This is a genomic window from Boudabousia tangfeifanii, from assembly GCF_001856685.1.
In the GTDB taxonomy this organism is placed as follows: domain Bacteria; phylum Actinomycetota; class Actinomycetes; order Actinomycetales; family Actinomycetaceae; genus Boudabousia; species Boudabousia tangfeifanii.
Genome location: NZ_CP017812.1, coordinates 835487 through 858661, shown reverse-complemented (window position 1 = coordinate 858661; position 23175 = coordinate 835487). Strand labels below are relative to the sequence as shown.

Here is a 23175-nt window from a genome sequence, read left to right as displayed (position 1 = left end):
CATAATAGTTACAAATATTTTTTGAAAATCCTTACTAACAAAGATTTTCTACCTTAAGGAGTAGTTATGCCTGCAACAGAAAACGACTCACAATGGTCGTGGGATCCCTACCCCCAGCAACCAAAATCTGAGTCTTCCTCCAGCTACAATGATTACCCCAATTATGAAGCTAATAATACCAATGATGGCAACCAGTCATCACAAAATTACGCGGAAAATCCAAACCAAGGTTACCAAGGCGCTGCCCCTAACGACCCCTTTGCGAATTATCAAACAACCACCAATTACTATGGGCACTCTGGTGGACGAAATTTTAAACCAGGTATCATGCCCATTAGACCATTGACTTTGGGCGATATTATTGAATCAGTGTTCGCTGCACTTAGGGCAAATCCAGGAATCCTCTTCGGTGTATCCCTAATCGTAATGACATTTATCGCCTTACTAAATGTACTTGTATTCTGGTTACTTCCTTTCGGGAACGATCTTGGGCTGATTATGCAGAACCCAGATAACTTTTTCGAAAGTAATGACGCAGAAACCATTGGTAACTCAATCGCCTCAATTATCGTTAAACTTGCTGGCACTACATTGTTCTCTGGCATCACCCAACAACTTGCCATCATTATTCTGTCTGGACTCTCGTCGTACACCGTCGCCCGAGCAATCATTGGCAAGAAACCTACTTGGCAAAAATCTTGGGAAGAAACTAAGGGACGGATCCCAGCACTAATTCTCTACACTCTGCTGCAACTAGTGGTCGAAATCTTAGTAATGATCATCCCCATAGGCTTACTTGTTGGCCTTGTTGGATACATCATTTACACGGCAAGCGATTCAGATCCTTCTTCTTTTGGATCTGGCGCTGCCATCTCGATGGTTTTTGGCGTCCTCTTGCTATTCCTTCTAGCAATCATTCCACTGATTTTTGTCACCATCCGCCTATCAGTCGGTTCTGTCGTTATCGTTCTGGAGAAATCAGGGCCGGTGGAAGCAATGAAGCGCTCTTGGCAGCTCACTAAGGGACGCTTCTTCCCAATCTTTGGCTACACCTTTGTATTCTCACTGATTATCGGCATCATTGTCGGAGTACTTTCTCAAATCCTCACCTTACCGTTGATGTTAGGACTGGCTTCAGATCCACAGCTGACCTTCAACTTTAGTCAGCTTATCGGCACGATTTCTTCCGCCCTGACAATCCCAGTAATGGCTGCTTTCTACACGCTGATTTATCACGACCTGAGAATCCGTAAGGAAGCTTTCGCACAAACTTTGATTGATATCAGTTGAGAACAATAACGGTTGATCCTGATGGCTCCACTGCAGTCGAATGGCTGCGAGAGGAGCTAGCTAGGCCTGCCTATCAGGAATGGGAAAATCCAGTAGAAAAAGCTCTTGCTAAGGCTATCGATTGGATTCTTAGCTGGTTCAATATCTCGCCAGGAACCGAAGCACTCCTAACCTACAACTGGTTACTAATCGGACTTGCCGTGCTGGTAGCAGGAGTTCTGGCCTTCTTTGTTATCAAAGAAATCATTCGTATTCAAAGAGAGAAAAAGGCGCTTGATTTCTTAGATGACGACCTCCCTCGATTACAAGAAACCTTAGCAAACGCACTTTCGGCACAAGACTGGGAACAAGCTATTCTCACTCAGTTTAGGATCTTCGTGTCGATGGCCCATAAGCGTGAAACGCTTACGCTCAGTCCTGGCTTAACTGCCCTTGAAGCAGGTCAAGCTCTGGAGGCAGATCTTCCACCCGCCCTATCCGGTGAAGCCTTAAAATCGGCAGATCTTTTCAACCGGATTTTTTACGGTCACTATCTTCCAACTGAATCTGATTGGAAACAGATTTCTAAACTCATCCCCTATTTGTCATCTTTTGAAGAGACTTCCTCCGCCAAAGCAGAGCAATTAGAGGAGGTAGGCATTGAAAGCTAAAAAATCTCGGACAATGCTTATTGCTCTCCTCGTTTTTGTCCTAATCGCGGTTCTTTTTACCATCTTCATGCGGTCTAATAACCGAACGGAGGAAAGCGACTTTTCCGGCTGGAATTATCACAAAAATGGTACCGCGGCGCTGATTAATGCAGCTAATTCCCATGGGTTGCAAGTAAAGCGAGCAGATAGCCTAAATCTGGCATATGCCCTTGCTAAAAAGCCTAATTCTCTGCTCGTCGTAGTGCGCCCGGAATGGTTACCTGCAGCAAGTCTCGACACGCTCAAAAACTCTGAGATTGACCTAATGTACCTTCCGGTGAGTGGGTGGAGTAAACGAATCGAAAACCGAGCAGTCTACTTTCCTTCTTACCACGATAAATTCCGTCCAGTACCAAAATCAATCGCCCCGAGGTGTTCACAATCCATTGCCAAAGCTGGCAATATTCAGACTCCGGACTATTATTTTCTAACCAAAGAGTCTGAGCTTGGTTGCTACCCAAATGATCACAATCCGAATACTGCCGCATGGCTCAGCACAAAAAGTCTCCATGGAAAAGCTAATCGTTTCTACTTTAGTGGCTTAACTTCGCTCCTGAACTCGAACATTTTAGATGGTGGTCAGGCCAGCTTGATCTACCAAACTTGGGGACAATATGAGCAAGTAATCTGGTATTTAGGTAATCCCAATGATTTACTTACCGAGGGCGAGACGATTGAGTCAAAACTCCTACCAGGAATATATTGGCTTCTATTCTTAGCATTCTTAGTTACTGTCTTCGTCTTAGGACGTAGGTTTACTCCACTGATGAGCGAGAACTTGCCTACCATTGTTCCGGCGACAGAAACTATCCGAGGGCGAGCCAGACTATACCGCAAAAACAAAGTCTATGAGCATTCCGCCCAAATATTCCGAGCATGGTATCTCCAGCAAATCACAAAGCAAATCGGCTTGCCACGATCGGCAGACAAAATAACCGTTGCAAAGGCCGTTAGCGACCTAACTGGTCAGTCCCAGATAGAGCTAACCAAACTACTTTACGAGCGTGAAGTTAACAACGACCAAGAACTTAATAAACTTCAAAAAGACCTAGCTAACCTGAAGAAAGAGATTGCATATGGAAACGCCAACTAATTTCGACGAAACTGAGTTGAAAGCGGATTTTGCTCGTCTCAAAGCAGAAATCAATAAGGTAATTATCGGCCAGGAAGGGGCTATCACAGGCATTATTATTGCCTTACTAGCGGGCGGCCACGTGCTACTCGAAGGCGTTCCGGGGACGGGTAAAACCTTGCTGGTAAGAACCATCTCAAAATGTTTATCGCTTGATAATAAACGAGTTCAATTTACCCCAGATCTCATGCCCGGTGATATTACTGGCTCTCTAATTTATGACAATCAAACTTCAAACTTCGATTTCCGCCCCGGTCCAGTATTCACAAATTTGCTGCTCGCAGACGAAATCAACCGTACTCCCCCAAAAACCCAGTCTGCCTTGCTCGAGACAATGGAAGAAAAGCAAGTATCGATTGATGGTAAATCCTATCCATTGCCAGCCCCCTTCATGGTGCTAGCAACAGAAAACCCAATCGAGTTCGCCGGTACCTATGCTTTGCCAGAAGCGGCACTCGATCGTTTCCTCTTCCACCTAGAAATGCCAATGCTATCTATGGAAGAAGAAGTTCAAATTCTAGAAAATCATGCCAACGGTTTTAATCCTCGTAAACTTGAAACTGCCGGCCTAGAAGCAGTACTCACCGCAGAGCAATTACGAGCTGCTCAGCAGTTTGTACAGCAGGTAGAAGTCTCAACAGAAGTTCTCCATTACATTGTGGCACTAGTGCGAGCAACCCGAAATAATCCTGCAGTTGAACTTGGGGTCTCTCCTCGTGGCGCGACAAACCTACTTGCTGCAGCCAAGGCTTGGGCTTGGCTGCAAGGAAGAAACTTTGTCATCCCTGACGATGTCAAGACCTTAGTGCTCCCCACGATGAGACACCGCCTACGACTATCAGCTGATGTCGAGCTAGAAGGGATGGATGCTAATCACGTCTTGACCTCAATTCTTAACAACGTCCCCACTCCACGCTGATGTTTCTTAGCCCTCCAGTTATCTTACTAGTACTCTTTGCGCTCATTCCGTATCTAGTTTTTGAGAGCGTGATACCAACTATCGTGTGGTTGGTGTTCGTGGTACTTCTAGTCGCCCTCGATCTGTGGCTTACCCCTAGTCTCAAAACAGTCTCGCTGGAAGTAGAAGCACCGGTAAAAACTAGAGTTAACCGCTTGGCGAAACTAGCAATAAAACTAACTGGACTCAGTCCCAACACTCACCGAATAAAACTTGAGATTCGATGGGCTCCAAGTATCAAAGCTAGTGATCTGTCCCCAATTTCGGCTCCGCAAACATCCCGTTTCCCTTCTAGGAAAAAGGTTAAATCCGATCATTCCCCTAAACTTCTACGTCGATACCGTCGTGAGTGGTTTCCTGCAAAGACAAACAAGAAGTCAATAACCTACGCCATCACGTTAGAGCCCTCCAGGAGGCACGATTTTCACTCATCACCAATCGTAGTCTTCAGCTTTGGGCCCCTCGGATTAGCAGGCAAGCACAAAAAGTACCCACCCACACCTACGGTAAAAGTACTGCCAGAATTCAGATCTGCACCACTGCTTCCTGGCTACATTAAGAAAATCGTTACCGCAGAAGGAAACAATGCCCTGCTCCAAAAAGGAGCAGGAAGTGAGTTTGATTCCTTGCGTCCTTACGTCATCGGCGATGATGTAAGAGATATCGACTGGCGTGCTACCGCTAGAGCCCGAGAAGCGATAGTAAAAACTTGGCATCCTGAGAAGGAACGACAGGTAACCATTATTAACGACGCAGGCCGACAAAGCGCCGTGCGGCTGACTACTTTTCCGCGCTACGATACACAGCTAGAACTTTCGCTGCTTCTAGCCTCCATGGCTGCCAAAACCGGAGATAAAGTAAATTATCTCGAGGTATCAAATCTAGTTCGAGCACGGGCTCTTAAACTCAAACCAAATGCAGTCCTAGAAACTATCGGCCTGGCAATTGCCAATAAGGAACCAGAATTAGTCGAAACCAACTGGGATCTAGCCTTTTCCACCCTACGAAATTTCCACCGCGATGGTGGCCTAATTATTGTTTTAACGGCACTTGATCTGGCTATGGTCCCAGCAGGCTTACTACTTCAACTCCAGAATGCCGCCAAACGTTCAACGGTGCTATTAATCAGCGTAACTGACCAAACAGTAGAAACGATTGCCAATTCAGAAATCAAGTCTGAATACACTAGTTTTCAACGAGCTGCAGCTACCTACACTCTAGTAGAACAAAACAATCTGGCTAGCACGTTGGCCAGTTATCAAGTTACATCTTTAACTGGCGATGAATCGTCAATCGCTACGAAGGCAGCAGAAAAATATGTTTGGCTTAAACGGCACGGTCTTTTCTAGGTTCAGGTCATTCGCTTAAGCCGTCGGCTGGTAATAACCATGTTCGTCCTCGGCAAGCAACTGAGCCTGGCGAGACCCAAAAAACCAAAAGTAGACAATCCACGCAAGCAAACAAAACGTACCAATCGAAATCTTCAGCCAAACTGGTAAAGCAGAAGGGGTCAAATATCCCTCGAGGATACCGGCATTCAAAAGTACGAAGACTAACCCAAAAGCAACCATCAATAACTGTTTTCCGCCATCGCCGAGCGCCTGCAAACGAGTTTTTCTGCCAGGCATAAGCACTTTGACAAAAAGTGAAAACCCCACCCCGCCGGCAATAAACAATGCGCTTAACTCCAAAATTCCATGCGGCAGGATGTAACTGAAAAATACTTCTGGTGAGTTGTAAAGAGAAACAACCGCTCCAGCTCTCCCTACTGCAGCAGCATTACTAATCAAAATGTATACCGGCACGAAACCGGTCAACCCTAAGGCAACCATCAAAGCAGCCAGCCAGGCGTTATTAGTCCAAACCTGAGTGGAAAATAAAGAGGCGGCATGCTCTGAGTAATAATTGATGAACGACTCATTGGCATATCTGTCAAGGGAATCCTTGGAAGAAGTAAGCAACAAGGCATCAGGGTTTAGATAAACATGAAAACCTGAGACCAGGGCAACCAACAGAAAAAGACCGGTTGCCGCAATGATCCAGCCCCTTTCACGCCAAACCGCAATGGGAAAGTCCTTTAGGAAAAATCGACTCACCAGTTCAAAAAAATTCAGTTTCGGCGCTCCCGACATTTTTGAGCGTGCCATTTGCAATAAGTTCGAGAGATAAGCACTGGTATCGTTATCTCCATATTCTGCCTGCAGTAACGAAAGATCAGCAGCAACCTGACGATAAAGGTGAGTCAGCTCGTCACATTGTGGACCCGAAAGTTTTCTCTTTGCACACAAAACTTCAAGCCGTCGCCACTGGTCTTTTCGAAGTTTCTCTAGCACAAATCTATCCACAACATGTACCCTGCCATATATGAGCGAAAATTTCATGTCCGAGACAGACTTACATCAGGACAAAATTGTGATCGGAGAAGCTGTCAGCTTATCATTAGCTCCAGCTTCCCTAGTTCGTCGTATCTTCTCCGCTATCTTTGACGCACTTGTCTTACTCACAATCGTTTTCGTTCTGCTTATGCCTAGCATCGAACTTCTAGTAAGGGCCAATGCTGATTTAATTTCCCTAAAAATCGTCGGTCGTATTTTTTTAATTTCCGCCTTCCTGATCATTCCAGCGTTAGTTGAAACTTTTACCAAAGGTCGCTCTTTAGGAAAGTACCTATTTTCGCTCCAGGTCATTCGTGATGATGGTGGCGTTATCGGTCCAAGGCACGCCTTCGTTCGAGCATTCCTCTGGATAATTGAAGGGTGGCTCTCAATTGGCTCAATTGCAGTATTAAGTTCGATGCTGGTAACACGAGGTAAACGACTAGGTGATATTGCAGCAGGAACCTATGTGGTTTATCTACCTGCCCTAAAGCGAGCTAAACTAAACGAACTATCACCGGAAATTGAACAATGGCGAATAACAAGTAGCTACCGCCCTCTTCCGCCCAGTCTAGTTGAACAGGGATATCAGTTCCTCGCCTTTGAAAACAAGCTAACTACTGGCAATTCTAATGAACAAGCGATTAGACTTGCCAATGCGATGTTGACTTATTTCTCCCCCAGTCCCCCGGCATTACCGCCAGTCGAGATGGTGAAAGCATTGCTCGCAACAAATGCAAAAAACCAAGAAGAAGCCAAAAAACGAAGCTCGGCTCAAATGGATAAAGTACTAGATAAAGTTACTAGTCTTTCTTACTCAAATGACTAGTAGCTAGTCTGCCATCCCATCTACTACGCGCAGATGCCCCCACTGTTTACCTTCAGAAACCACTTTGGACTTAGCTTCGGAAGTAGAAGCTTTAGATTCAGGAGTTTGTTCCCCGATCCTGCGTGAAACGGCTTCTGCCCTTAGGGCTGCTTCCTTTACAGCAGCGCTCAATTCCTCAAAATCCTCGTCAAGTGGCTGTGGAAGAGGGTATTCCTGAACCAATCTAATTATTTCCCAGCCATGAGGTGCCGTAAAATTAATTGCGTGTGCTTCACAAAGATCATATGCGCCAGGTGTCGCCTGCGTTGCTAAATGTCCGATCACAGCAGTAGATTGCGCATAATCGTACGTTAAAGTCACGCTTGCTAACTGATTACAAGCTGATTTTGAACAAACCCGTGCCATACTCACTTTCTAATGCTATCATTTTCGAATTTTTAGTAAGGCAAAGGCACACCGAGATAATTTGTTTCTCATATTTGCTTTGCCGTAAGGTTGCACTATGCCAGAGCTAAATTGGAATGTCGCGGTTCCCTTTAAACCACCCATCCCTAGAGATCCCTTCGCTGCTAAAGACAAGCATGGTCGGAACCAATTTGGTCCATTGCTTGTCCCTACGATGCCTTTGTGGCAAAGCTACCGGGATCAGTTCGATACGATCGTCGCCCAAGTATTTGGCGAGATTGTGAAAAAATATCCACCAGCTGCTGAAGTTGAATTGGCGGTAGAAGAGGTCCCCCCATCAGATCCGCCTAGCTGGGAACATGGCGCAATTAGATTAGGCAAAACTTTTGCTAAAGACCGTCGTCTTGGACTCAAGTCAAGAGTAGTTCTTTACCGCCAACCAATCGTCCGCAGATGTGACGAAAAAGAACTATTAGCGGGTTTGATTAAACTAGTTTTAGTAGAGAATCTTGCATCCCTACTTGGCGTCTTGCCTGACACCTTAGATCCAGAAATCAACGACTAAAGTTTACGGGCGCAAATCGATCCGCACAGTTCCCAGATTCGCTTCACCCTGAGTTAGACCCAACCCAGACACGTAATAAGCTCTTCCGGCATCTTGATACAAGAGAGCAGCATATACTGGCGCCTCTGAAACCAAACGGTCTTCCCCTTGCAAGCCCAAAACACTGGCCGATTCAGGAGCAATTTCCTCTTGGCGCTCGCCAATCTTTACCTTTATCGCAGTCTTGCTCGGGTTAGTTACAACTAATTTAGCCGGAGCATTCTCCATGATAGGTAGGGGCGCTTCAGTAATTGGGGTTGTAGCACCAAAGAAGGCATAGTCACCCGCATCCTGACGATTATTCAAAGCACTATCCGTAACTTTGCTTTCAGCAGTTGCTGCTTCAGCTTGAGAACTTGCTACCGTGGATTTGGTTGAAACCACAGGAATAATCGGCTCAGTTGATTTGACTACGAACGACTGCGCCCCCAACGGTAGACCAGCAAGATCAATTTTCATAATCGAATTTGCTTCCACCACCATATCCTCGGCACCAGGTAAAGCGGCCGGACCATTTTGGGTAAACAAGCTGACGTTAACTTTAGCCGCAAGACTTGAGGGGTTAGCCAAGTAAAGGACACCACCTGCTTTTTGTAGAACCGGTCCCGATACGATATTTTGTTTCGCAGGACTCAATCCCCAAGGCGACCATTCTGCACCTAACGGCACAAGTCCCTCGGCTTCAGTGGTATGTAAGAAAGCAGCGATACCAGGCCCGTCAGCAGCTAGTTTCAACATCATCGGTCCGGAAGGGTTGAACATGCCACCTACCTGCAGTTCAGCCTTCGAGCGGCCAGCAACTGTTACTACACGTTTTTCTCCCAAGTCGCCAGTTTCATCCCACGCGCTAATGGTGACCGTAGAAGCCGTAGCTGAGGAATTAACTAACAATAGAGTCGCATTGTCACCAGCCTGCGTGCCCGTCGCGAACAACCACTGTTGCGCACTAGGCCTCTGACAAGCGGTAATCGACATACCAGCTAAGTCACCGCCGGTAGCAATCGTATTTCTGATACTCATATCCCACTGATTGCCAGCTTTAGAAGTGACACTAAAGCCTTCCAATGGAACTGGTGGTACCGAGATTTCATCACCAGGTAGCGAAGTGAATCTAGGCGCTTTGGCGGTTGTCGCAAAAAGTGAAGCAACCTCAGCCTTAGTCACAGAACCATCAGGATTAGCGAGACTATCATTGTGGTTTGGCGGCTGCGGTGGACAAATCGTAGTAACCTCGTTAACTACTGGTTTGACGGACAAATAGGGAATTGTCTCGGGCTCTTGTCCCTGCCACCAAAGCTCTGCGCTGGTAAGGAAAAGAGCCATGGCTCCCAATACAATGGCAGAGAAAGTAGCTGACGTTACCGAACCAACTGTGCGCCAAGAAATCTTTTTCTTAGCTTTTGCATCATCTTTAGATACCGTTAGAACAGACGGCTCACTAACCTGATTTACGGCACTTTCAGTGCTTAAACGCGCACGACGACTACGCTTTGGGATCGCGGGTAGGTCACGTGGCAATTCGTTGTGTGGAGAACTCATACGCGACCTCGCTTCGCAACCAATAGCCCAGAAGCCAAAACCAAGTAAGAAATAGTTAAGCTAATCTGCCAAAGCCGCAACCAAGGCCGACTCCAACCAAGACGAATATGTCCAGCTTCTTCTGCCACAAAGGTTTGCACCTTCCCCTCTGTGACTGCCAAGCTTTGACCATTTACCTTTATCCACCAACCAACATCAGGAGTCTGAGCTAAGCTTACGGTTCCTGGGGCAGGGATCTCCCCCTTAGCAGTAATCGCACCGCTAGGAATCATCTTGGAACCGTCCTCGGTCACTAATCGGACCCGGACCGCACTATTACCACTAGCAGTGAGAGTCTCTGGATCGACTACTCGCCAAGTCTCCCCGGCCTCAGTCTGGCCAATGTAGGTCAAACCATCAGTCTGATCCAATCGTGTCCGGACCGTTTCAAACTCAGCATCATTGTGGCCTTTAAGCACAACCTGACCGATCCCAGCAACTGCTAATTCATTTGCTAAATTGGGGTTATCTTGGCCGGCACGAAGTGTAGCGATGGCAGTGAGCCAAAAAGGTGGAACATAATCACTCTGGTTTTGCCTTTGGATCAACTCGCGATAATCCAAAATCGCATTGTGTTCCAAATATGTAGCACCGTTATCATGCCAGATTTGGGCTTGAACCTCTCCCTTGGGCTTGGGAGTCAAAAGCAAAACGGCATTCTTAGCAGGACCTTGAGTTGAAAGCTGTGCGGAGGCCGAAATGAATGGACCACTGTCAGCTTTAGTTACCGAATTAATTCCATTTCCCCATTTCGCAGTAAAAGATAATGGAACCAAGACCACCAAAACTGCAGCGAGTGCCGCACTCACCCGGGTAAAGGCTCTAAACTGTGGCAATTTTGCCGATAAGCTGAGATAGCGATCTAGGCCAGCAACACCAGCAATCAAGAAAAAAGCAGTTGCAATTGTTAAGGCCAAACCGGGATAAACAAATACTGTCCGATCGGTCGCAGCAATCGGCTGATTCCGCAGATACAAAGCAGCGTAGAGGGAAAGTAGACCCGCCCCAATAGCGATCCTCACAAACCAACCGCGCTTCCCCGTTCTAAGCAATGAAAGAACACAAGCAAATGCGATCGAAAGAACAATTGCAACAGTCCACCAAGCCCAGTTAGAAACTTCTAATTCATGAGCATTTAGAGGCCATAAGGTCAAAATATCCCAAACCGAGGGTGCCTCAAAAGCAAGTGGACGATCAATCGTTCCAAGTACCGCTTTCGTATGCCCATAAGCAAAAGCAGTTAATACGAAGGGTGTCACTTGAATGGTAGCCGGGATAGCTGTGGCGAATACCGACCACCTTCTAAAAGGAGTAAAAAGGGTCAGAATAATCGTTGCCAGCCACATCGGCCCAAGCAAAGCAGGCCAAGCTGCCACCACAAACATTTGGCCAATCGCAGCGATAGCGAAGAAACGGGTTTCACCGCCAATAGTTCTAACCGCAACCATCCGGCGGGCGCCGGCTACGACCTCGGCTTTGTGGAAGCGAGTGCCTCGCATTAGCCCCCAAAAAGTTAGAGGCAAAAAGACAGCTAAGACCATCACGCTCAATCGGCCTTGAGCCCACGATATCCAGAACGTTGGTAGTGCGATCCATGCAAAGCTTGCCCAGATTCGCAATGGAACTGCCCTAGTTAAAGTTCCCGCCGCTTTCCATGCACTAATCGCTGCCAAGGGCATAGCTAAAAGCCAAGCGATTCGAGCCATGGTAGATAAAGAAATACCGACTAGGTATCCCCCAGATAGAACTAGAGAAATTAGGGACAGCAACGGATCTGCCGGCACTGGAGTCCCTAGATTTCCTTGGTTCCATCCGCTCCATGCATAGTCCCACCAAGTTCGGTAATTGCTGGAAAATTGGTAGGTTGCCCCACCAGTAAAACCATAGATTCTACTCGAGAAGAAATAGATTGAGAGTACTAACGGAACCGCAATAACGAATACGGCTGCCAACTGGGCATATTCTCTTCGAGCCTTCATGCCTGCCGCGGCCACAGGCTCGATCTGGATGGCATTTCGACCATCCTGCTGGATCCGCCAATTTTCCCATCTTGCTCTTCTGAGCAAACCAGGATGAGCTTCAAGGCGAGATAATGACTTGGCCGAAACCTGCTTTGGATAAGATTTCCGTCTAGATAAAATCGTTCCCGATGCCATTACCAACTTGATAAAGGCTTCTAATTCAGCTAATGCAAGAGCTGGCTGTCGAGCTATAAGTCGAGCAAAAGCTCGAGCTAAAGTCCAGAACGGTAATAACAAAAGTAAGAAGGGAAGTTGCCAAGTTGGAGTCGCGAGAACCCAGTTATAGAGCTGAGCGAAACGTCTAGGAGCAAAGGACCTTTGCGCATCAGGAGCCGCATGAGCACGACGTACTCCTAAATAGGTAGCTTGAGCGTGATAACACACGGCTTTGGACTGCACGATTACTCGATACCCGAGTAAATGTAGCCTGCGGCCAAACTCGAGGCCTTCTCCAAAAACAGTCAAGGCGGGATCGGTACCGCCGACAGTTTGCCAAACTTGAGCGTTAACTAGCATTCCAGCAGTCGAGACTGCCAAAACGTCCTCGATATGATCATGCTGCCCTTGGTCCAGTTCCCCACGCCAGAAATCAACTCGGCGTGCATGCCTGGTAGCCCGAATACCAACTTCCAATAGTTCTCTCGGGTGATACCAGTCCCTTTGCTTAGCCCCGACAACAGCAACCGAGCGCACTCGATCGAGAGAGAAAAGCATTTGTTCCAAACAGTCGGTTTCCGGAGGCGAATCATCATGAAGCACCCATAACCAAGTTTTTTCCTCAACCGCTCTAGTGCCAACATGAGCTAAATCGGGCTGCAAAAATGCCGGTTCATTCTCAGCGGCCTGCTCAACTGTATCTTCCGCACTACCATCATCTGCAATGATGAGTGGCGCTCGATCGTCAATTTTTTCCTGCTCTGGATGGGCTTGCCAAGCGAGATTAATCGCCGCCCCTAGATTAGTTGCCTCAGGAGCCTCAAAATACGACCAATTATTTTTCTGGGCAAGTTCAGCGACCGATTCATCTCCGCGGACATCAACAATGGTAACGGTCTGCGGAGCCCGAGTCTGAGTTTGGACTGCATGAACAGTATAGTCTAGGAAGTTTGTAGCTCCTGCAGTAACAATAAAGGCGTGAACTAACCAGGGATCACTCATGATTAACCCTGAGCTTTCTTCAGCTTACGCCGCTCCCTCTCGGACATGCCGCCCCAAATGCCAAAGCGCTCGTCATTTGCTAACGCATATTCCAAACATTCTTGACGGACTTCGCACATGGCACAAACACCTTTAGCTTCCCTAGTAGACCCACCCTTCTCTGGGAAAAAGGCCTCGGGATCGGTCTGGGCACACAGAGCACGCTCTTGCCAGGCCAACAAACCATCATCAGCAAAAAGCTCAGCACCAAGCTCATCAAATGAGGTGGGGGCAATTTCGCCGTCACCTAGGATGTTCCACATTGCCCGCGCCTTTCGTTAAGTCTCATCAAGCTGACACCAATCATAGCTATATTCTATGAAAACTACATCAGTGTTATTTGCGATTACATTTCGTTACCTTAGCCCATTTTCAAAGATTTGGCACCCCAAACCCAAAAATATCACTAATCGTTTTTCCTAATTTTCAAACAGACACGCGGCGAAACGCTAAAAACCCGAAAATTGTTATATAGCACACACGTTTACTTTTGGCGAGAGTGCAGCGTCGCAAAGTAAACCGTAGAATATGGATAACCTAAAGGAGGGTTTATGCGCATCGCAGTTCTTGCAGATATCGGACAACACACCTACCACGTCGGAGATGAGGCGATTGGCTTACAGGCGTGCCGACTACTACAAGATAGAGGGCACAAAGTTACCCTGATAACTAGGGATATTATCGCCACCCTACGAGCCACTTCTGATCAGACTGATGCCATTTGGGCCACTCCATTTCCGATCAATCCCGGCCAACGCCACCTTGCCTATCTACATGCCAAAATGGTTGTCGACCAAGCCATTTCAAGTCCAACTCTGCTTCCTTCTGAAGTTGCTTATGTAGACAGTGAACTAGTGGCATTAGTTCGCGAACTAGAACAAGTAGACGCACTACTTATTGCTGGTGGCGGCTCCTTAAACTCTCAGTACGGCTGGTTATTTTTAGAACGTTTGTTAGCGATGTACATCGCCCAAAAACTTGGCAAGCCTTATGCTATTTCAGGTCAAACACTAGGTCCTGCTTTAACTGAGACTGACCAGGATTTAGCTACCGATATCTTTAATCACGCAGCCATTTTAGGGTGGCGCGACGAAAGCTCGTTAACGCTAGCAAAGGCTACTTTCCCTGATGCTAACCATCAGCTAGTTATTGATGACGCCAGCTTTTTCCCTCATAAGGTGCCCAATAATCAAAGTGCCCACGGAGAAAAAACCGAACAATATGTTTTAGTTTCGTTAAATCCTGAAACTGATGATACCTTAGGTGCCGATCCCGTCAAGGAGTGGGCAAAATTTTTAGACAAGATCCACGAAATAACACACCTACCGACTTTATTAGTGCCGCATATGGCACCCCCTCGATCCAATACATGGGATGAAGAGTTCACGAACAAAGTGGCAAAAATGATGACTTCTCCAGTTGTAGCTCTCCCCGTCGAACAGGCATTGGTCAGCGCCAACAGAGTTAATCGGGCTGCTTTAGTTATTTCGGCCCGCTTCCATCCAATGGTATTTGGACTAGCTAGAGCAGTCCCAGTAATTGGTCTAGCACAAAATGCCTACACCGCAGTGCGTATGACCGGACTTTGTGCACATTGGCAACGGCCAGACGCGGTTCACGACTTGTCCCTAATTTCCTCAGAGGAAAGTAAGACGCCCGCCTCTTCGAACAGCTCATCTCGCCTACTATCTACCATCAAGAAGATTTGGGAGAATCGAGCTGAAATTAGCAAGTCGTTAGAGGAACGCGGAAACGAGCTACAAGCGATTCAAGCTGCATGGTATGACATGCTTGGCATACTGCTGCAAAAACAGACCCCACCTGGAAATTACCTACAGACAATCGAACAGCTTTCCTCGTCTCACTCTCAGCCCCCATTACCTACAGACCTATCATTTCCAGATCTAACCGCACGTTTAGATCAAGAACGCGAAGAAGCGCTAGCGGCGCTTAGCGAACAAGAAACTGTTAAAGCCGACTTATTCGGCTTGATTGGACGACACGATACTTTCGCAGATGCCCGATTTGCCTACGACTATCACCAAGGTCCGTGGATTAATCGTCGTCCCCTAACTAACTAATCTCCTACATAGCATCACGAAAGGTTGATCATGAGCCCAAGAGTTTCCATCATTGTGAGAACTAAAGATCGAGCAAAGTTCTTAACCCGGGCAATCGCTGATATCACTGCCCAGACATTTAACAATTACGAGGTGTTTATTGTCAATGATGGTGGTGATCCGAAGGCAGTAGACGAGGTGCTATCGTCTTGGGGAACAGATTCTCGTTTCGAAGTTATACATCTACCGCAAAACCGAGGAATGGAAGCGGCTTCTAATCTGGGCTTGGAAAAAGCACGGGGCGAGTTCATTTCTATTCATGATGACGATGACACTTGGGAGCCAACTTTCCTGGAAAAAACCACAGAAGCCTTGAGCAAGCACCAAGACTGGGGTGCGGTAGCAGTAAGAACTGAAATCATCTACGAAACTATCAAAGATGGAGAAATCGTTTTCGAAGGCAGGCAAATTGCTTGGCCAGAAATTAGAGACATTAATTTGATTTCCCTATCGAGACAGAATCAGGCAGTTCCCATCTCTTGCCTCTACCGCAAATCAACCCTAGATGAACTCGGCGGCTTCCGCGCAGATTTGCCGGTAGTCGGAGACTGGGAATACCACTTAAGACTCGCGAGGTACTCCCAAATAGGCTTCCTAGATGGAGCACCTCTCGCCTACTGGCATCAACGCCCCTCTCTTCAAGGAACTACGGGCAACTCAGTATTCGCAGCACAATCCGAACATACCAAGTATGACTCAAAAATACGAAGAGAATACTTAGGAAATGATTTAAGCAACGAGCAAATCGGAAGGCTACTAGCCAACGGCGTTGAATTCCACTTCCTTAGGGAACAGAATTACCAGTTAGATCATAAGCTAAACGATGCTAATGACCAGTTGAGGTCCCTAAACGATCAAATCCGTCCCCTAGCCGAGCAAGTTCGTGCTCTGACCGATCTTGTAGTTGCACAAAATGAAAGAATCGGAGCACTCGAACAACAGGTTGCTCAGCAAACACAGACAGTTAGCGAAATCAAGGAAATGCTTAATTGGCTCCTGCACAAGGTTGATCACAGTAGTGTTATCGCCCTCGGGCGAAATGCCTTGAAGCAGCTTAAACCCAAAAAGTAAAATGTGGGGACCAGAGCAAAAGTAAGCGCTCGGGTCCCCGCATTTAAAACTATTTGAAGCTAGTTTCCAGCCCTCATCCGTTCAACCACTTCCGAGGTCGGCCCATCCATAATCATCTTTCCGTGATCAAGGAGAATGCCACGCTCACAAAGCTTCGAGACCATATCCAAATCATGCGAGACGATTACTAAAGTTCTACCACTTTCTCGCAGTTCCTTAATCCTAGAGATGCATTTCTTTTGGAAGGGTTCATCGCCAACCGCCAGGATCTCATCGATCAAGAACACTTCAGGATCTGAATGCACTGCAACAGAGAAAGCTAAGCGCAAAAACATACCAGAGGAATAAAACTTAACCTCAGTATCCATGAAACGCTCGATCTCGCTAAAGGCTACGATATCGTCATAAGCTTGGTCGATCTGAGCTTCACTCATACCCAAGATGGCACCATTAAGGTAGACATTTTCACGCCCAGTTAAGTCCGGGTGAAAACCAGCCCCGACCTCGATCAGACCAGCTACTCGACCTCGGGTTCGCACCCTGCCGTCATCAGGACGAAGCACCCCTGAAATCATTTTTAGCAGCGTAGATTTACCTGAGCCGTTATAGCCAAGCAATGCTACAGTTTCACCTTCGTTGACCGTAAAATCAACCTGATCTACTGCGCAAAAGCGATCAATCCCGACCTCTTTACGCGATAATGCAGCAATCGCTAGGTCTTTAAGAGCTCGACGGTGACGGAGCACGAAATGCTTGCTAACATTTTCAACACTAATTCTCGGTTCCATCATAGCTCCTGTGCAAAGTTGCCCTCATGACGACGGAAAACCCATTGTCCGATTAAGAGGAAAACAAACGACACTAAAAATCCGAGTCCAGTCATTGCCAGCAAATTTTCCATATGTTCAGGAGCCGTAGTAATTGGCAACCAAAAACCGTAATGGAACAGTTCCACTGCAATGGTTACAGGATTTAGGATATACAGGTCATATACCCAAGCCGGAGCGTTTTCAGCCACCATCTTCAAGGGATAAAGCACTGGAGACATCCATACTGCTACTAACAGCAATAAATCTACGAGATTTTCGGAATCCCTGAAGAACACATTAAAAGTGCCAAAGATTAGCCCTAACCCCAGAGACAAAATAGTAACCATTAGCGTGCCTAAGAAAATTGCACCGACTGATCTAGCAAACATCATAAAATCAGGAATCGGTGATTGATAGATGTATCCGTAAGCTAAGGTACCAACTAGCAACACCAAAAGTTGCGGGAACAGATGAACCATCGCCACCCAAATGCTAGCCACCGGGAACATCTCTCGAGGCAAATAGATCTTCTTAATTAACGGCGCATTCCAAACTAGGGTACGCGTCGCATTAGATAGAATTTCTGAGAAATAGTTAATTACCACCATGCCAGAAAATAAGTAGACTGCATAGCCAGGGTGGTTTCGTCCGAGGGCGAGGAAGACACCCATAGCCAAAAAGTAGACTACGAACTGTGTTGCTGGTTTGACGTAACTCCACATCATTCCCAGGACTGATCCGTGATATCGAACTCGAAGCTCTTTTTTAACGATGAGCTTAAGCAAATATCGCTGTCGGAAAACGTCAATTAGACCTTTTCCGCGTCCTGGGACGGTGAGTTTGTCAGGAGCAGAGAGCGGCGTTTGGCTACTCAAATTTTCCTCCAAAACCTAGTTTTTAACAGACGTGGATTCTACCAAAGTACTCTCCTCGGCCGCTGCTTGAGAGTCAATCCCCAAGGTACGTTCCCATGCCTTAGTTCCAGTTACTTCACTGGCTGCTGCCTTATACTTAGCAGAAAGTTCAGGCCAGCGTCGCCATAATTCACGGTGTAGGCGATTTGATTCATTCAGCAGTTCCCGGAAAATCTTCGGATCTCGCTGATACCAAGAAGCAGCGGAACCATCAGAGTTAGAAACTACGGCGGAGTCAAGCTGGGAAAGAACGATCCATTCGGCATCCCTGAACGGAACATACATTTCCGGGTATTTGCGCGATAGCTTCTTCGGCTTAATGAAGTGCCGTGCCAAACCGGTGGCTGCCATGAGCAAACGATGGGAGTGCTTGTGCGGGCGGTGCAAAGTTTCTTCTTTAGAAAGTTTGGCATCAACTCGCGAGGGCGGGAAAGCATCCGGCTCAGCCTTAGCCTGTGCGTCTGGATACTGGCCACGGAGCTTACGAACTTCAGGGACAATCGTTGCAATTTCTGCATGCATATGTTCAGGCCCACGAAGAATATCCGCAATTGCCTTGTTGCGTAGAGCCACTACCGAGTATTGGCTAGACAATAGGTGCTTGAGTTGAGCAGTAGTGGACTGAGGTAGCAAACGTCCACCATGGCTGAGCTTGGAGTGCATTAATGCCGCTACCACTCGGTTACGCTGGTGGAAGTAAGCTTGCCAGTCAAGGGAGTCATCCTTGTCTGTCCACGGCACGTGCCAAACTGCAACCCCAGGGAGCGAAACTGTCGGTACCCCGTTGTTAGCCGCACGCAGGCCATATTCCGAGTCATCCCACTTGATGAAGAATGGCAAGGACATACCGATCTTCTTGATAGTTTTAGTTGGGATCATGCACATCCACCAACCGTTGTAGTTACCAACAGCTAGGTGGTGGATCGCTGGAGTCGAGCGCAAGGACAGCTTGGCAAAATCGTGGTTGGCAGGAGTTCCCGGAATCGGACCCCACCAGAAGTTCTTCTGAGAAACCGCTTCTGCATAAGCGTGAAGCAGAGTTCGCTGGTACATGGAGAACATGTGCCCACCAACGATAGTATCTTTCGTACACATAGCGCCAAAAATGGCTGCGCGAGCAAAGCCTTCTGCCTCAACTCGAACGTCATCATCTAGCAAAATCACAAAGTCTGAACCGTTTTGGCAAGCCTCATACATACCTCGGGTAAAGCCGCCTGAACCGCCTAGGTTAGGCTGAGTGATTACGCGGAGTTTATCGCCCAGTTTCTGCTTTACTTGTGGGTAGTTTTCTTCATCGACCACGTTCTTATTGCCTTGGTCGACCACCACGATCTCATTGAGAACCTCAGCAACCGCATCTGACTCTGCCAACTGTCCGAGGGCGAGAACACAGTCTTCTGGGCGGTTGAAAGTGGTAATACCAATGGTGATCTTTGGGTTCTCAATTCGACCCTTTACATCGGTAACCCACTGTACGGAATTTAGAACAAGATCCTTTTCGCCAGCTTGAGCATCAATCCAGTACCAACCGCCATCACGGAACTTGGCTAGGGGCAGGGTAATCTCGTAAGTACCGTCATGATCGATTTCCAAAGTTTCGATACGGTAGCAGTTTGCTTTCGCACTTGAGCGATAAACTAGTACTTTACCTTCACCCTTCGCTTCAATCCGTAAGGTGACTTTGCGAAGTGGCGTGAAACGGAACCAATAAGCTGCAGGAAACGCGTTGAAGTAGGTCGCAAAAGAAACGTACTGACCAGCAGCGATTACCGCACTGGTTCGAGTGTACGACTTAAGCTTGGCACGCTCAGCTGCCGCAATCGTGTCTGGAAATTCAGTGTTCTCCAGGCGTCCTTCAGCGTAAAGCGGCATCAGATCCGCATCAGATTCTGCGGAAAAAATAAGCCGCTGGAGCATGGTTTCAGTCATTTGCTTTCTCCTTAGCTGCAAAAGGTGCGCCATCTCGGAAATGTGGTGCCACTAGGTTTTCGAATGCGGTTAACGCTGAACCGATAGCCATATGCATATCGAGATACTGGTAAGTTCCTAAACGTCCACCGAACAAGACATCGGTTTCTTGCTTAGCCTTTTCCCGATACGCCAATAGTGCAGTTCGATCGTCATCCGAGTTGATTGGATAGTACGGTTCGTCGTCCTCGTTCGCAAAACGGGAGAACTCGCGCATAATCACCGTCTTGCCTTCAGGATACTCACGTTCTGGGTGGAAGTGACGAGGCTCGATGATACGAGTGTAATTGATTTCCGCATCAGCGTAATTCATTACTGAAGTACCCTGGAAATCTGTTACCTCGAGATGCTCAGTTTCGAAGTCAATCGTGCGCCAAGATAGTTTACCTTCACTGTAGTCAAAGTAACGATCAAGGGGACCAGTGTAAACTACTGGGATTTTTCCGACTAAAGCAGCTTTATTATAGGGCTGGCTCTCATCGAAAAAGTCAGTTTCAGTCTTGATTTCAATATTTGGATTATCAACCATGGCATTGATCCAAGCTGTGTACCCATTCGTGGGCAAACCTTCATATGTGTCGTTAAAGTAACGATTGTCGTAGTTATAACGTACCGGCAAACGAGAAATAATCGAGGCCGGTAGGTTTTTGGGATCTGTTTGCCATTGCTTCCCGGTGTATTCCTTAATAAAGGCTTCATACAATGGACGCCCGATCAGGCTAATTCCCTTATCGTTTAAATTCTCAGGATCTTTTCCAGCAAGTTCCCCAGCTTGTTCAGCGATCAGTGCTTTTGCCTCATCAGGTGTGTAGGCTGCTCGGAAGAACTGGTTAATCGTTCCGAGGTTAATCGGCATCGGGAAAACTTCACCTTTGTGGTTGGTGTATACCTTGTGGACATAGTTCGTAAACGAGGTGAACTGATTTACATATTTCCATACTTTTTCGTTCGAAGTATGGAATAAATGTGCGCCGTACTTGTGGATTTCAATTCCAGTCTCTGGATCGGCTTCCGAGTATGCGTTGCCGCCGATATGGTTGCGCTTTTCAAGCATTAGTACTTTTAGACCAAGTTCATTGGCACAACGTTCGGCAATGGTCAGACCAAAAAAGCCCGTTCCCACAATTACGATGTCGGCTTCCACGTTAGGTTTCTCCTTGAGTTAGTGACTGAGCTATTTACTAGTTCAGGACTTCGTTTGTCTTAATCTATCACGCCCCGCTTGAATCAGGGCGTTTGCTAGCTCTCCCACGCGACTAGCGGAAATTGTCACAGGTGGTAGAAGCTGGTTACAACGTCGAGCACGTTCAGATCTGGGCATCTGATCGGCTAAGACATGTTGGATTGCAATCTTCAGTTCTTCTTCATTGTGAGCAGTAATGGTCAATCCACGATTCTGCATCATTTCACAGAACACCATTTGATGTTCATCGATGTGCTCCCCTAATTTGGGGTTCCTCGGAACACATACTGGATAGTGGCCTTCTCTGGCCCATTCCATCATGATCGAAGGACCGCCATGCGCCACTAACAAATCCGCCTTTTGGGACAAAATTTTGCTTTCTTCTTTGGTGAAAAAAGCAAAGCCGTGTCCTGCACGCGGAGCCCGAGAAGAACCATACTGGATTAGAACAAGGGAATTAGGGTGTTCCGTGCTATATGCCTCGGCATAACCAATAAACCGATCAAAAGCCAAATGGTGGGTACCAACCATGAACACGACCAACTGATCGTACTCGCTTTTTCGGGCTATCAGCTGTAAAACATTTTCAGTCATAATAGTGGTCCCACTAGTTTAGCTTTGGGATAGAGTTTCTTTTGTTCTTCCCATTGCACACAAAATTCGTCGGCCAAACGATAAGCGATCCGACCTGAAAGTGAACGCAACTTTATCCGGTCAAAAACTTCAATATATAGAGTTGGCACGCCCAACATTTTGCCATACAGTAAAGCCATAATTCCTAAGGAAGCTCCAGCCGAGATAATTAGGTCTGGCCGTGATTTATCAAGAGTCCTTCTTGCCAGTTTTGCTGATTTGATCAACTGCTGCCATTTGCGTTCAGGTGAGTGTGTGGCCCAAATAACCCGTTCACCTTCCAAAGCTGTTTTTGCGTCCTCGGTATCAAAGGTCAACCAAGTCACGTCTAAATCTTGATACCAATATGAAAGATTTCGTAGCTGTGCTAGGTGACCTCCAGAGGAACCAGCCATCAAAATCTTGGGGGTTCCTTGATTATTTTGGATGGTTTCGGTCTGATCATCTAACCCCGAAATCACCTGACGCACCTTTGGTAGATCGGCAAAATACTCTTCATTAGTCTTTGGCGTTTGCGAACCGTCTTTCCAGCCTTTATATCCTAACTGCCAGAGTTGCTTTCTTTGCTTCGATTTGAGGAACATCTTTCCCCAACGAACGACAGTAGCTCCGCCCCAAAGGATACGGTCTCGCGCTCGTAGATGGTCTGACTTAAGGAACCAGCGTTTATTTCGAGCTTCATAATAAAAGCGCTCGCCGGGATCATCAGTGGCACTCGCCAACTGCTTGGTCTTATGAGTAACCACTGAAGCAGGAACATAGAGCCCTACCCCATCGCGCAATAAACGTGCGGTGTACTCTAGATCGTCATTCCATAAAAAGTAGTCAGCAATCGGGAGGCCATTAGCTCTGATGGCTTCAGCTCGAACTAATATCGATACGAATGACGCAGCTCTAACTGGCATTGCTCCGTATTGTTTCGCAGCTTGAATTTCTTCTTTAGAAGCAAATGGACGCTGCCGATGCGTATTCATAGGATGGGTATTCCCATCAGTCCAGATAGCTTTAGATGCCAACAAAGTTACTGGTTCCGGATAGCTATCGCGAACTTCAATAAGTTTTTCGAGGGCGGTAGGCGATGGAATTGTGTCGTCGTCCATGATCCAAACCCAGTCGGCTTCGGCCTTTTCAAGCGCTAAAGCGATAGCCGCTGCATATCCTCCAGCACCTCCCGTATTACGTTCTAGGCGCAGAGTATGCGAAACCACTGGATGCGCAGCAAGAATCTCAGGCGTTTGATCGCTTGAAGCATTATCGACCGCCACAACAGCTGTAGGCTGCACACTTTGAACAGAAAGAGCATCAAGACACTCTTTCAAAAGTGGTGCACGGTTGTAGGCCACTAAGGCCACTACAACTTTTGGACGGTTGTTTCTCATTCTCCCAGTCTAAAGGATGC

At 47.1% G+C, this 23175-nt stretch carries 20 protein-coding genes; 9 read left to right on the top strand and 11 right to left on the bottom strand.

Going from position 1 to position 23175, the window contains the following annotated elements:
- The first annotated feature begins 66 nt into the window (after nucleotides 1-66).
- The 5 genes from BK816_RS03445 (at nucleotide 67) to BK816_RS09110 (ending at nucleotide 5418) form a co-directional block, all read left to right on the top strand.
- On the top strand, nucleotides 67-1290 hold the full coding sequence (locus BK816_RS03445; RefSeq protein ID WP_071163930.1) for a DUF7847 domain-containing protein: 1224 nt from the start codon (nucleotides 67-69) through the stop codon (nucleotides 1288-1290).
- Nucleotides 1287-1940 (top strand): DUF4129 domain-containing protein, encoded by a 654-nt coding sequence (locus BK816_RS03440; RefSeq protein ID WP_071163929.1) that lies wholly within the window; start codon nucleotides 1287-1289, stop codon nucleotides 1938-1940. Before BK816_RS03445 ends, BK816_RS03440 begins: the two co-directional genes overlap by 4 nt.
- Nucleotides 1930-3072: a hypothetical protein gene (locus BK816_RS03435; protein WP_071163928.1), complete on the top strand. Its 1143-nt coding sequence runs from the start codon at nucleotides 1930-1932 to the stop codon at nucleotides 3070-3072. The genes BK816_RS03440 and BK816_RS03435 overlap by 11 nt, the downstream gene beginning before the upstream one ends.
- Entirely contained in the window at nucleotides 3056-4030 is a 975-nt protein-coding gene (locus BK816_RS03430; protein ID WP_071163927.1) for an AAA family ATPase, read from the top strand. Before BK816_RS03435 ends, BK816_RS03430 begins: the two co-directional genes overlap by 17 nt.
- An 83-nt stretch (nucleotides 4031-4113) precedes the next feature.
- Nucleotides 4114-5418: a DUF58 domain-containing protein gene (locus tag BK816_RS09110; RefSeq protein WP_170299657.1), complete on the top strand. Its 1305-nt coding sequence runs from the start codon at nucleotides 4114-4116 to the stop codon at nucleotides 5416-5418.
- Between the two features lie 15 nt (nucleotides 5419-5433).
- On the opposite strand, the gene BK816_RS03420 is transcribed toward BK816_RS09110, so the two are convergent.
- On the bottom strand, nucleotides 5434-6402 hold the full coding sequence (locus tag BK816_RS03420; protein WP_071163925.1) for a stage II sporulation protein M: 969 nt from the start codon (nucleotides 6400-6402) through the stop codon (nucleotides 5434-5436).
- A 46-nt stretch (nucleotides 6403-6448) separates the two neighbouring features.
- On the opposite strand from BK816_RS03420, the gene BK816_RS03415 reads away from it, so the two are divergent.
- Nucleotides 6449-7273 (top strand): RDD family protein, encoded by an 825-nt coding sequence (locus tag BK816_RS03415; RefSeq protein ID WP_071163924.1) that lies wholly within the window; start codon nucleotides 6449-6451, stop codon nucleotides 7271-7273.
- A gap of 3 nt (nucleotides 7274-7276) precedes the next feature.
- Here BK816_RS03415 and BK816_RS09105 read toward each other — a convergent pair whose 3' ends face one another.
- Nucleotides 7277-7678, bottom strand: coding sequence for a DUF3499 domain-containing protein (locus BK816_RS09105; protein ID WP_083379044.1), 402 nt, complete (start codon nucleotides 7676-7678; stop codon nucleotides 7277-7279).
- A 97-nt stretch (nucleotides 7679-7775) separates the two neighbouring features.
- On the opposite strand from BK816_RS09105, the gene BK816_RS03405 reads away from it, so the two are divergent.
- Nucleotides 7776-8243 carry a metallopeptidase family protein gene (locus tag BK816_RS03405; protein WP_083379043.1) on the top strand — a complete coding sequence of 156 codons (468 nt, stop codon included), beginning with the start codon at nucleotides 7776-7778 and terminating at the stop codon, nucleotides 8241-8243.
- 3 nt (nucleotides 8244-8246) lie between these two features.
- Here BK816_RS03405 and BK816_RS03400 read toward each other — a convergent pair whose 3' ends face one another.
- From BK816_RS03400 to BK816_RS03390, 3 genes are read right to left on the bottom strand one after another with little or no spacing between them, the layout of a single operon-like run.
- Nucleotides 8247-9821 carry a DUF5719 family protein gene (locus BK816_RS03400; RefSeq protein WP_071163922.1) on the bottom strand — a complete coding sequence of 525 codons (1575 nt, stop codon included), beginning with the start codon at nucleotides 9819-9821 and terminating at the stop codon, nucleotides 8247-8249.
- On the bottom strand, nucleotides 9818-13039 hold the full coding sequence (locus tag BK816_RS03395; protein ID WP_071163921.1) for a glycosyltransferase family 2 protein: 3222 nt from the start codon (nucleotides 13037-13039) through the stop codon (nucleotides 9818-9820). Before BK816_RS03395 ends, BK816_RS03400 begins: the two co-directional genes overlap by 4 nt.
- Before the next feature lie 2 nt (nucleotides 13040-13041).
- Nucleotides 13042-13341, bottom strand: coding sequence for a WhiB family transcriptional regulator (locus BK816_RS03390; protein ID WP_071163920.1), 300 nt, complete (start codon nucleotides 13339-13341; stop codon nucleotides 13042-13044).
- Nucleotides 13342-13629: 288 nt separating this feature from the next.
- Between BK816_RS03390 and BK816_RS03385 the strand changes: the two genes are divergently transcribed.
- Both BK816_RS03385 and BK816_RS03380 read left to right on the top strand, forming a co-directional pair.
- Nucleotides 13630-15159: a polysaccharide pyruvyl transferase family protein gene (locus BK816_RS03385; RefSeq protein WP_071163919.1), complete on the top strand. Its 1530-nt coding sequence runs from the start codon at nucleotides 13630-13632 to the stop codon at nucleotides 15157-15159.
- Nucleotides 15160-15189: 30 nt separating this feature from the next.
- A complete protein-coding gene (locus tag BK816_RS03380) occupies nucleotides 15190-16269 on the top strand; it encodes a glycosyltransferase family 2 protein (protein WP_071163918.1) in 1080 nt (359 codons plus the stop codon).
- Between the two features lie 59 nt (nucleotides 16270-16328).
- Here BK816_RS03380 and BK816_RS03375 read toward each other — a convergent pair whose 3' ends face one another.
- The 6 genes from BK816_RS03375 to BK816_RS03350 are packed head-to-tail and all read right to left on the bottom strand — an operon-like array spanning nucleotide 16329 to nucleotide 23155.
- Entirely contained in the window at nucleotides 16329-17060 is a 732-nt protein-coding gene (locus tag BK816_RS03375; RefSeq protein ID WP_241270832.1) for an ABC transporter ATP-binding protein, read from the bottom strand.
- Complete coding sequence (locus tag BK816_RS03370) at nucleotides 17057-17965, bottom strand: ABC transporter permease (protein ID WP_236842353.1); 909 nt, start codon at nucleotides 17963-17965, stop codon at nucleotides 17057-17059. The genes BK816_RS03375 and BK816_RS03370 overlap by 4 nt, the downstream gene beginning before the upstream one ends.
- Before the next feature lie 3 nt (nucleotides 17966-17968).
- Nucleotides 17969-19921, bottom strand: coding sequence for a glycosyltransferase (locus BK816_RS03365; RefSeq protein ID WP_071163915.1), 1953 nt, complete (start codon nucleotides 19919-19921; stop codon nucleotides 17969-17971).
- Nucleotides 19914-21104 (bottom strand): UDP-galactopyranose mutase, encoded by a 1191-nt coding sequence (gene glf, locus BK816_RS03360; RefSeq protein WP_071163914.1) that lies wholly within the window; start codon nucleotides 21102-21104, stop codon nucleotides 19914-19916. Before glf ends, BK816_RS03365 begins: the two co-directional genes overlap by 8 nt.
- A 42-nt stretch (nucleotides 21105-21146) precedes the next feature.
- The gene (locus BK816_RS03355; protein ID WP_071163913.1) at nucleotides 21147-21737 is read right to left on the bottom strand and encodes a glycosyltransferase; all 591 of its coding nucleotides are present in this window, start codon (nucleotides 21735-21737) and stop codon (nucleotides 21147-21149) included.
- The gene (locus BK816_RS03350; protein ID WP_071163912.1) at nucleotides 21734-23155 is read right to left on the bottom strand and encodes a glycosyltransferase; all 1422 of its coding nucleotides are present in this window, start codon (nucleotides 23153-23155) and stop codon (nucleotides 21734-21736) included. The genes BK816_RS03355 and BK816_RS03350 overlap by 4 nt, the downstream gene beginning before the upstream one ends.
- Between the last annotated feature and the right edge of the window lie 20 nt (nucleotides 23156-23175).

Coding starts and splice junctions, on each gene's coding strand:
- BK816_RS03400 (WP_071163922.1), bottom strand. CDS start 9,821: ATGAGTTCTCCACACAACGAATTGCCACGTGACCTACCCGCGATCCCA.
- BK816_RS03385 (WP_071163919.1), top strand. CDS start 13,630: ATGCGCATCGCAGTTCTTGCAGATATCGGACAACACACCTACCACGTC.
- BK816_RS03380 (WP_071163918.1), top strand. CDS start 15,190: ATGAGCCCAAGAGTTTCCATCATTGTGAGAACTAAAGATCGAGCAAAG.
- BK816_RS03350 (WP_071163912.1), bottom strand. CDS start 23,155: ATGAGAAACAACCGTCCAAAAGTTGTAGTGGCCTTAGTGGCCTACAAC.
- BK816_RS03395 (WP_071163921.1), bottom strand. CDS start 13,039: ATGAGTGATCCCTGGTTAGTTCACGCCTTTATTGTTACTGCAGGAGCT.
- BK816_RS03365 (WP_071163915.1), bottom strand. CDS start 19,921: ATGACTGAAACCATGCTCCAGCGGCTTATTTTTTCCGCAGAATCTGAT.
- BK816_RS03430 (WP_071163927.1), top strand. CDS start 3,056: ATGGAAACGCCAACTAATTTCGACGAAACTGAGTTGAAAGCGGATTTT.
- BK816_RS03355 (WP_071163913.1), bottom strand. CDS start 21,737: ATGACTGAAAATGTTTTACAGCTGATAGCCCGAAAAAGCGAGTACGAT.
- BK816_RS03405 (WP_083379043.1), top strand. CDS start 7,776: ATGCCAGAGCTAAATTGGAATGTCGCGGTTCCCTTTAAACCACCCATC.
- BK816_RS03390 (WP_071163920.1), bottom strand. CDS start 13,341: ATGTGGAACATCCTAGGTGACGGCGAAATTGCCCCCACCTCATTTGAT.
- BK816_RS03375 (WP_241270832.1), bottom strand. CDS start 17,060: ATGATGGAACCGAGAATTAGTGTTGAAAATGTTAGCAAGCATTTCGTG.
- BK816_RS03445 (WP_071163930.1), top strand. CDS start 67: ATGCCTGCAACAGAAAACGACTCACAATGGTCGTGGGATCCCTACCCC.
- BK816_RS03415 (WP_071163924.1), top strand. CDS start 6,449: ATGTCCGAGACAGACTTACATCAGGACAAAATTGTGATCGGAGAAGCT.
- BK816_RS09105 (WP_083379044.1), bottom strand. CDS start 7,678: ATGGCACGGGTTTGTTCAAAATCAGCTTGTAATCAGTTAGCAAGCGTG.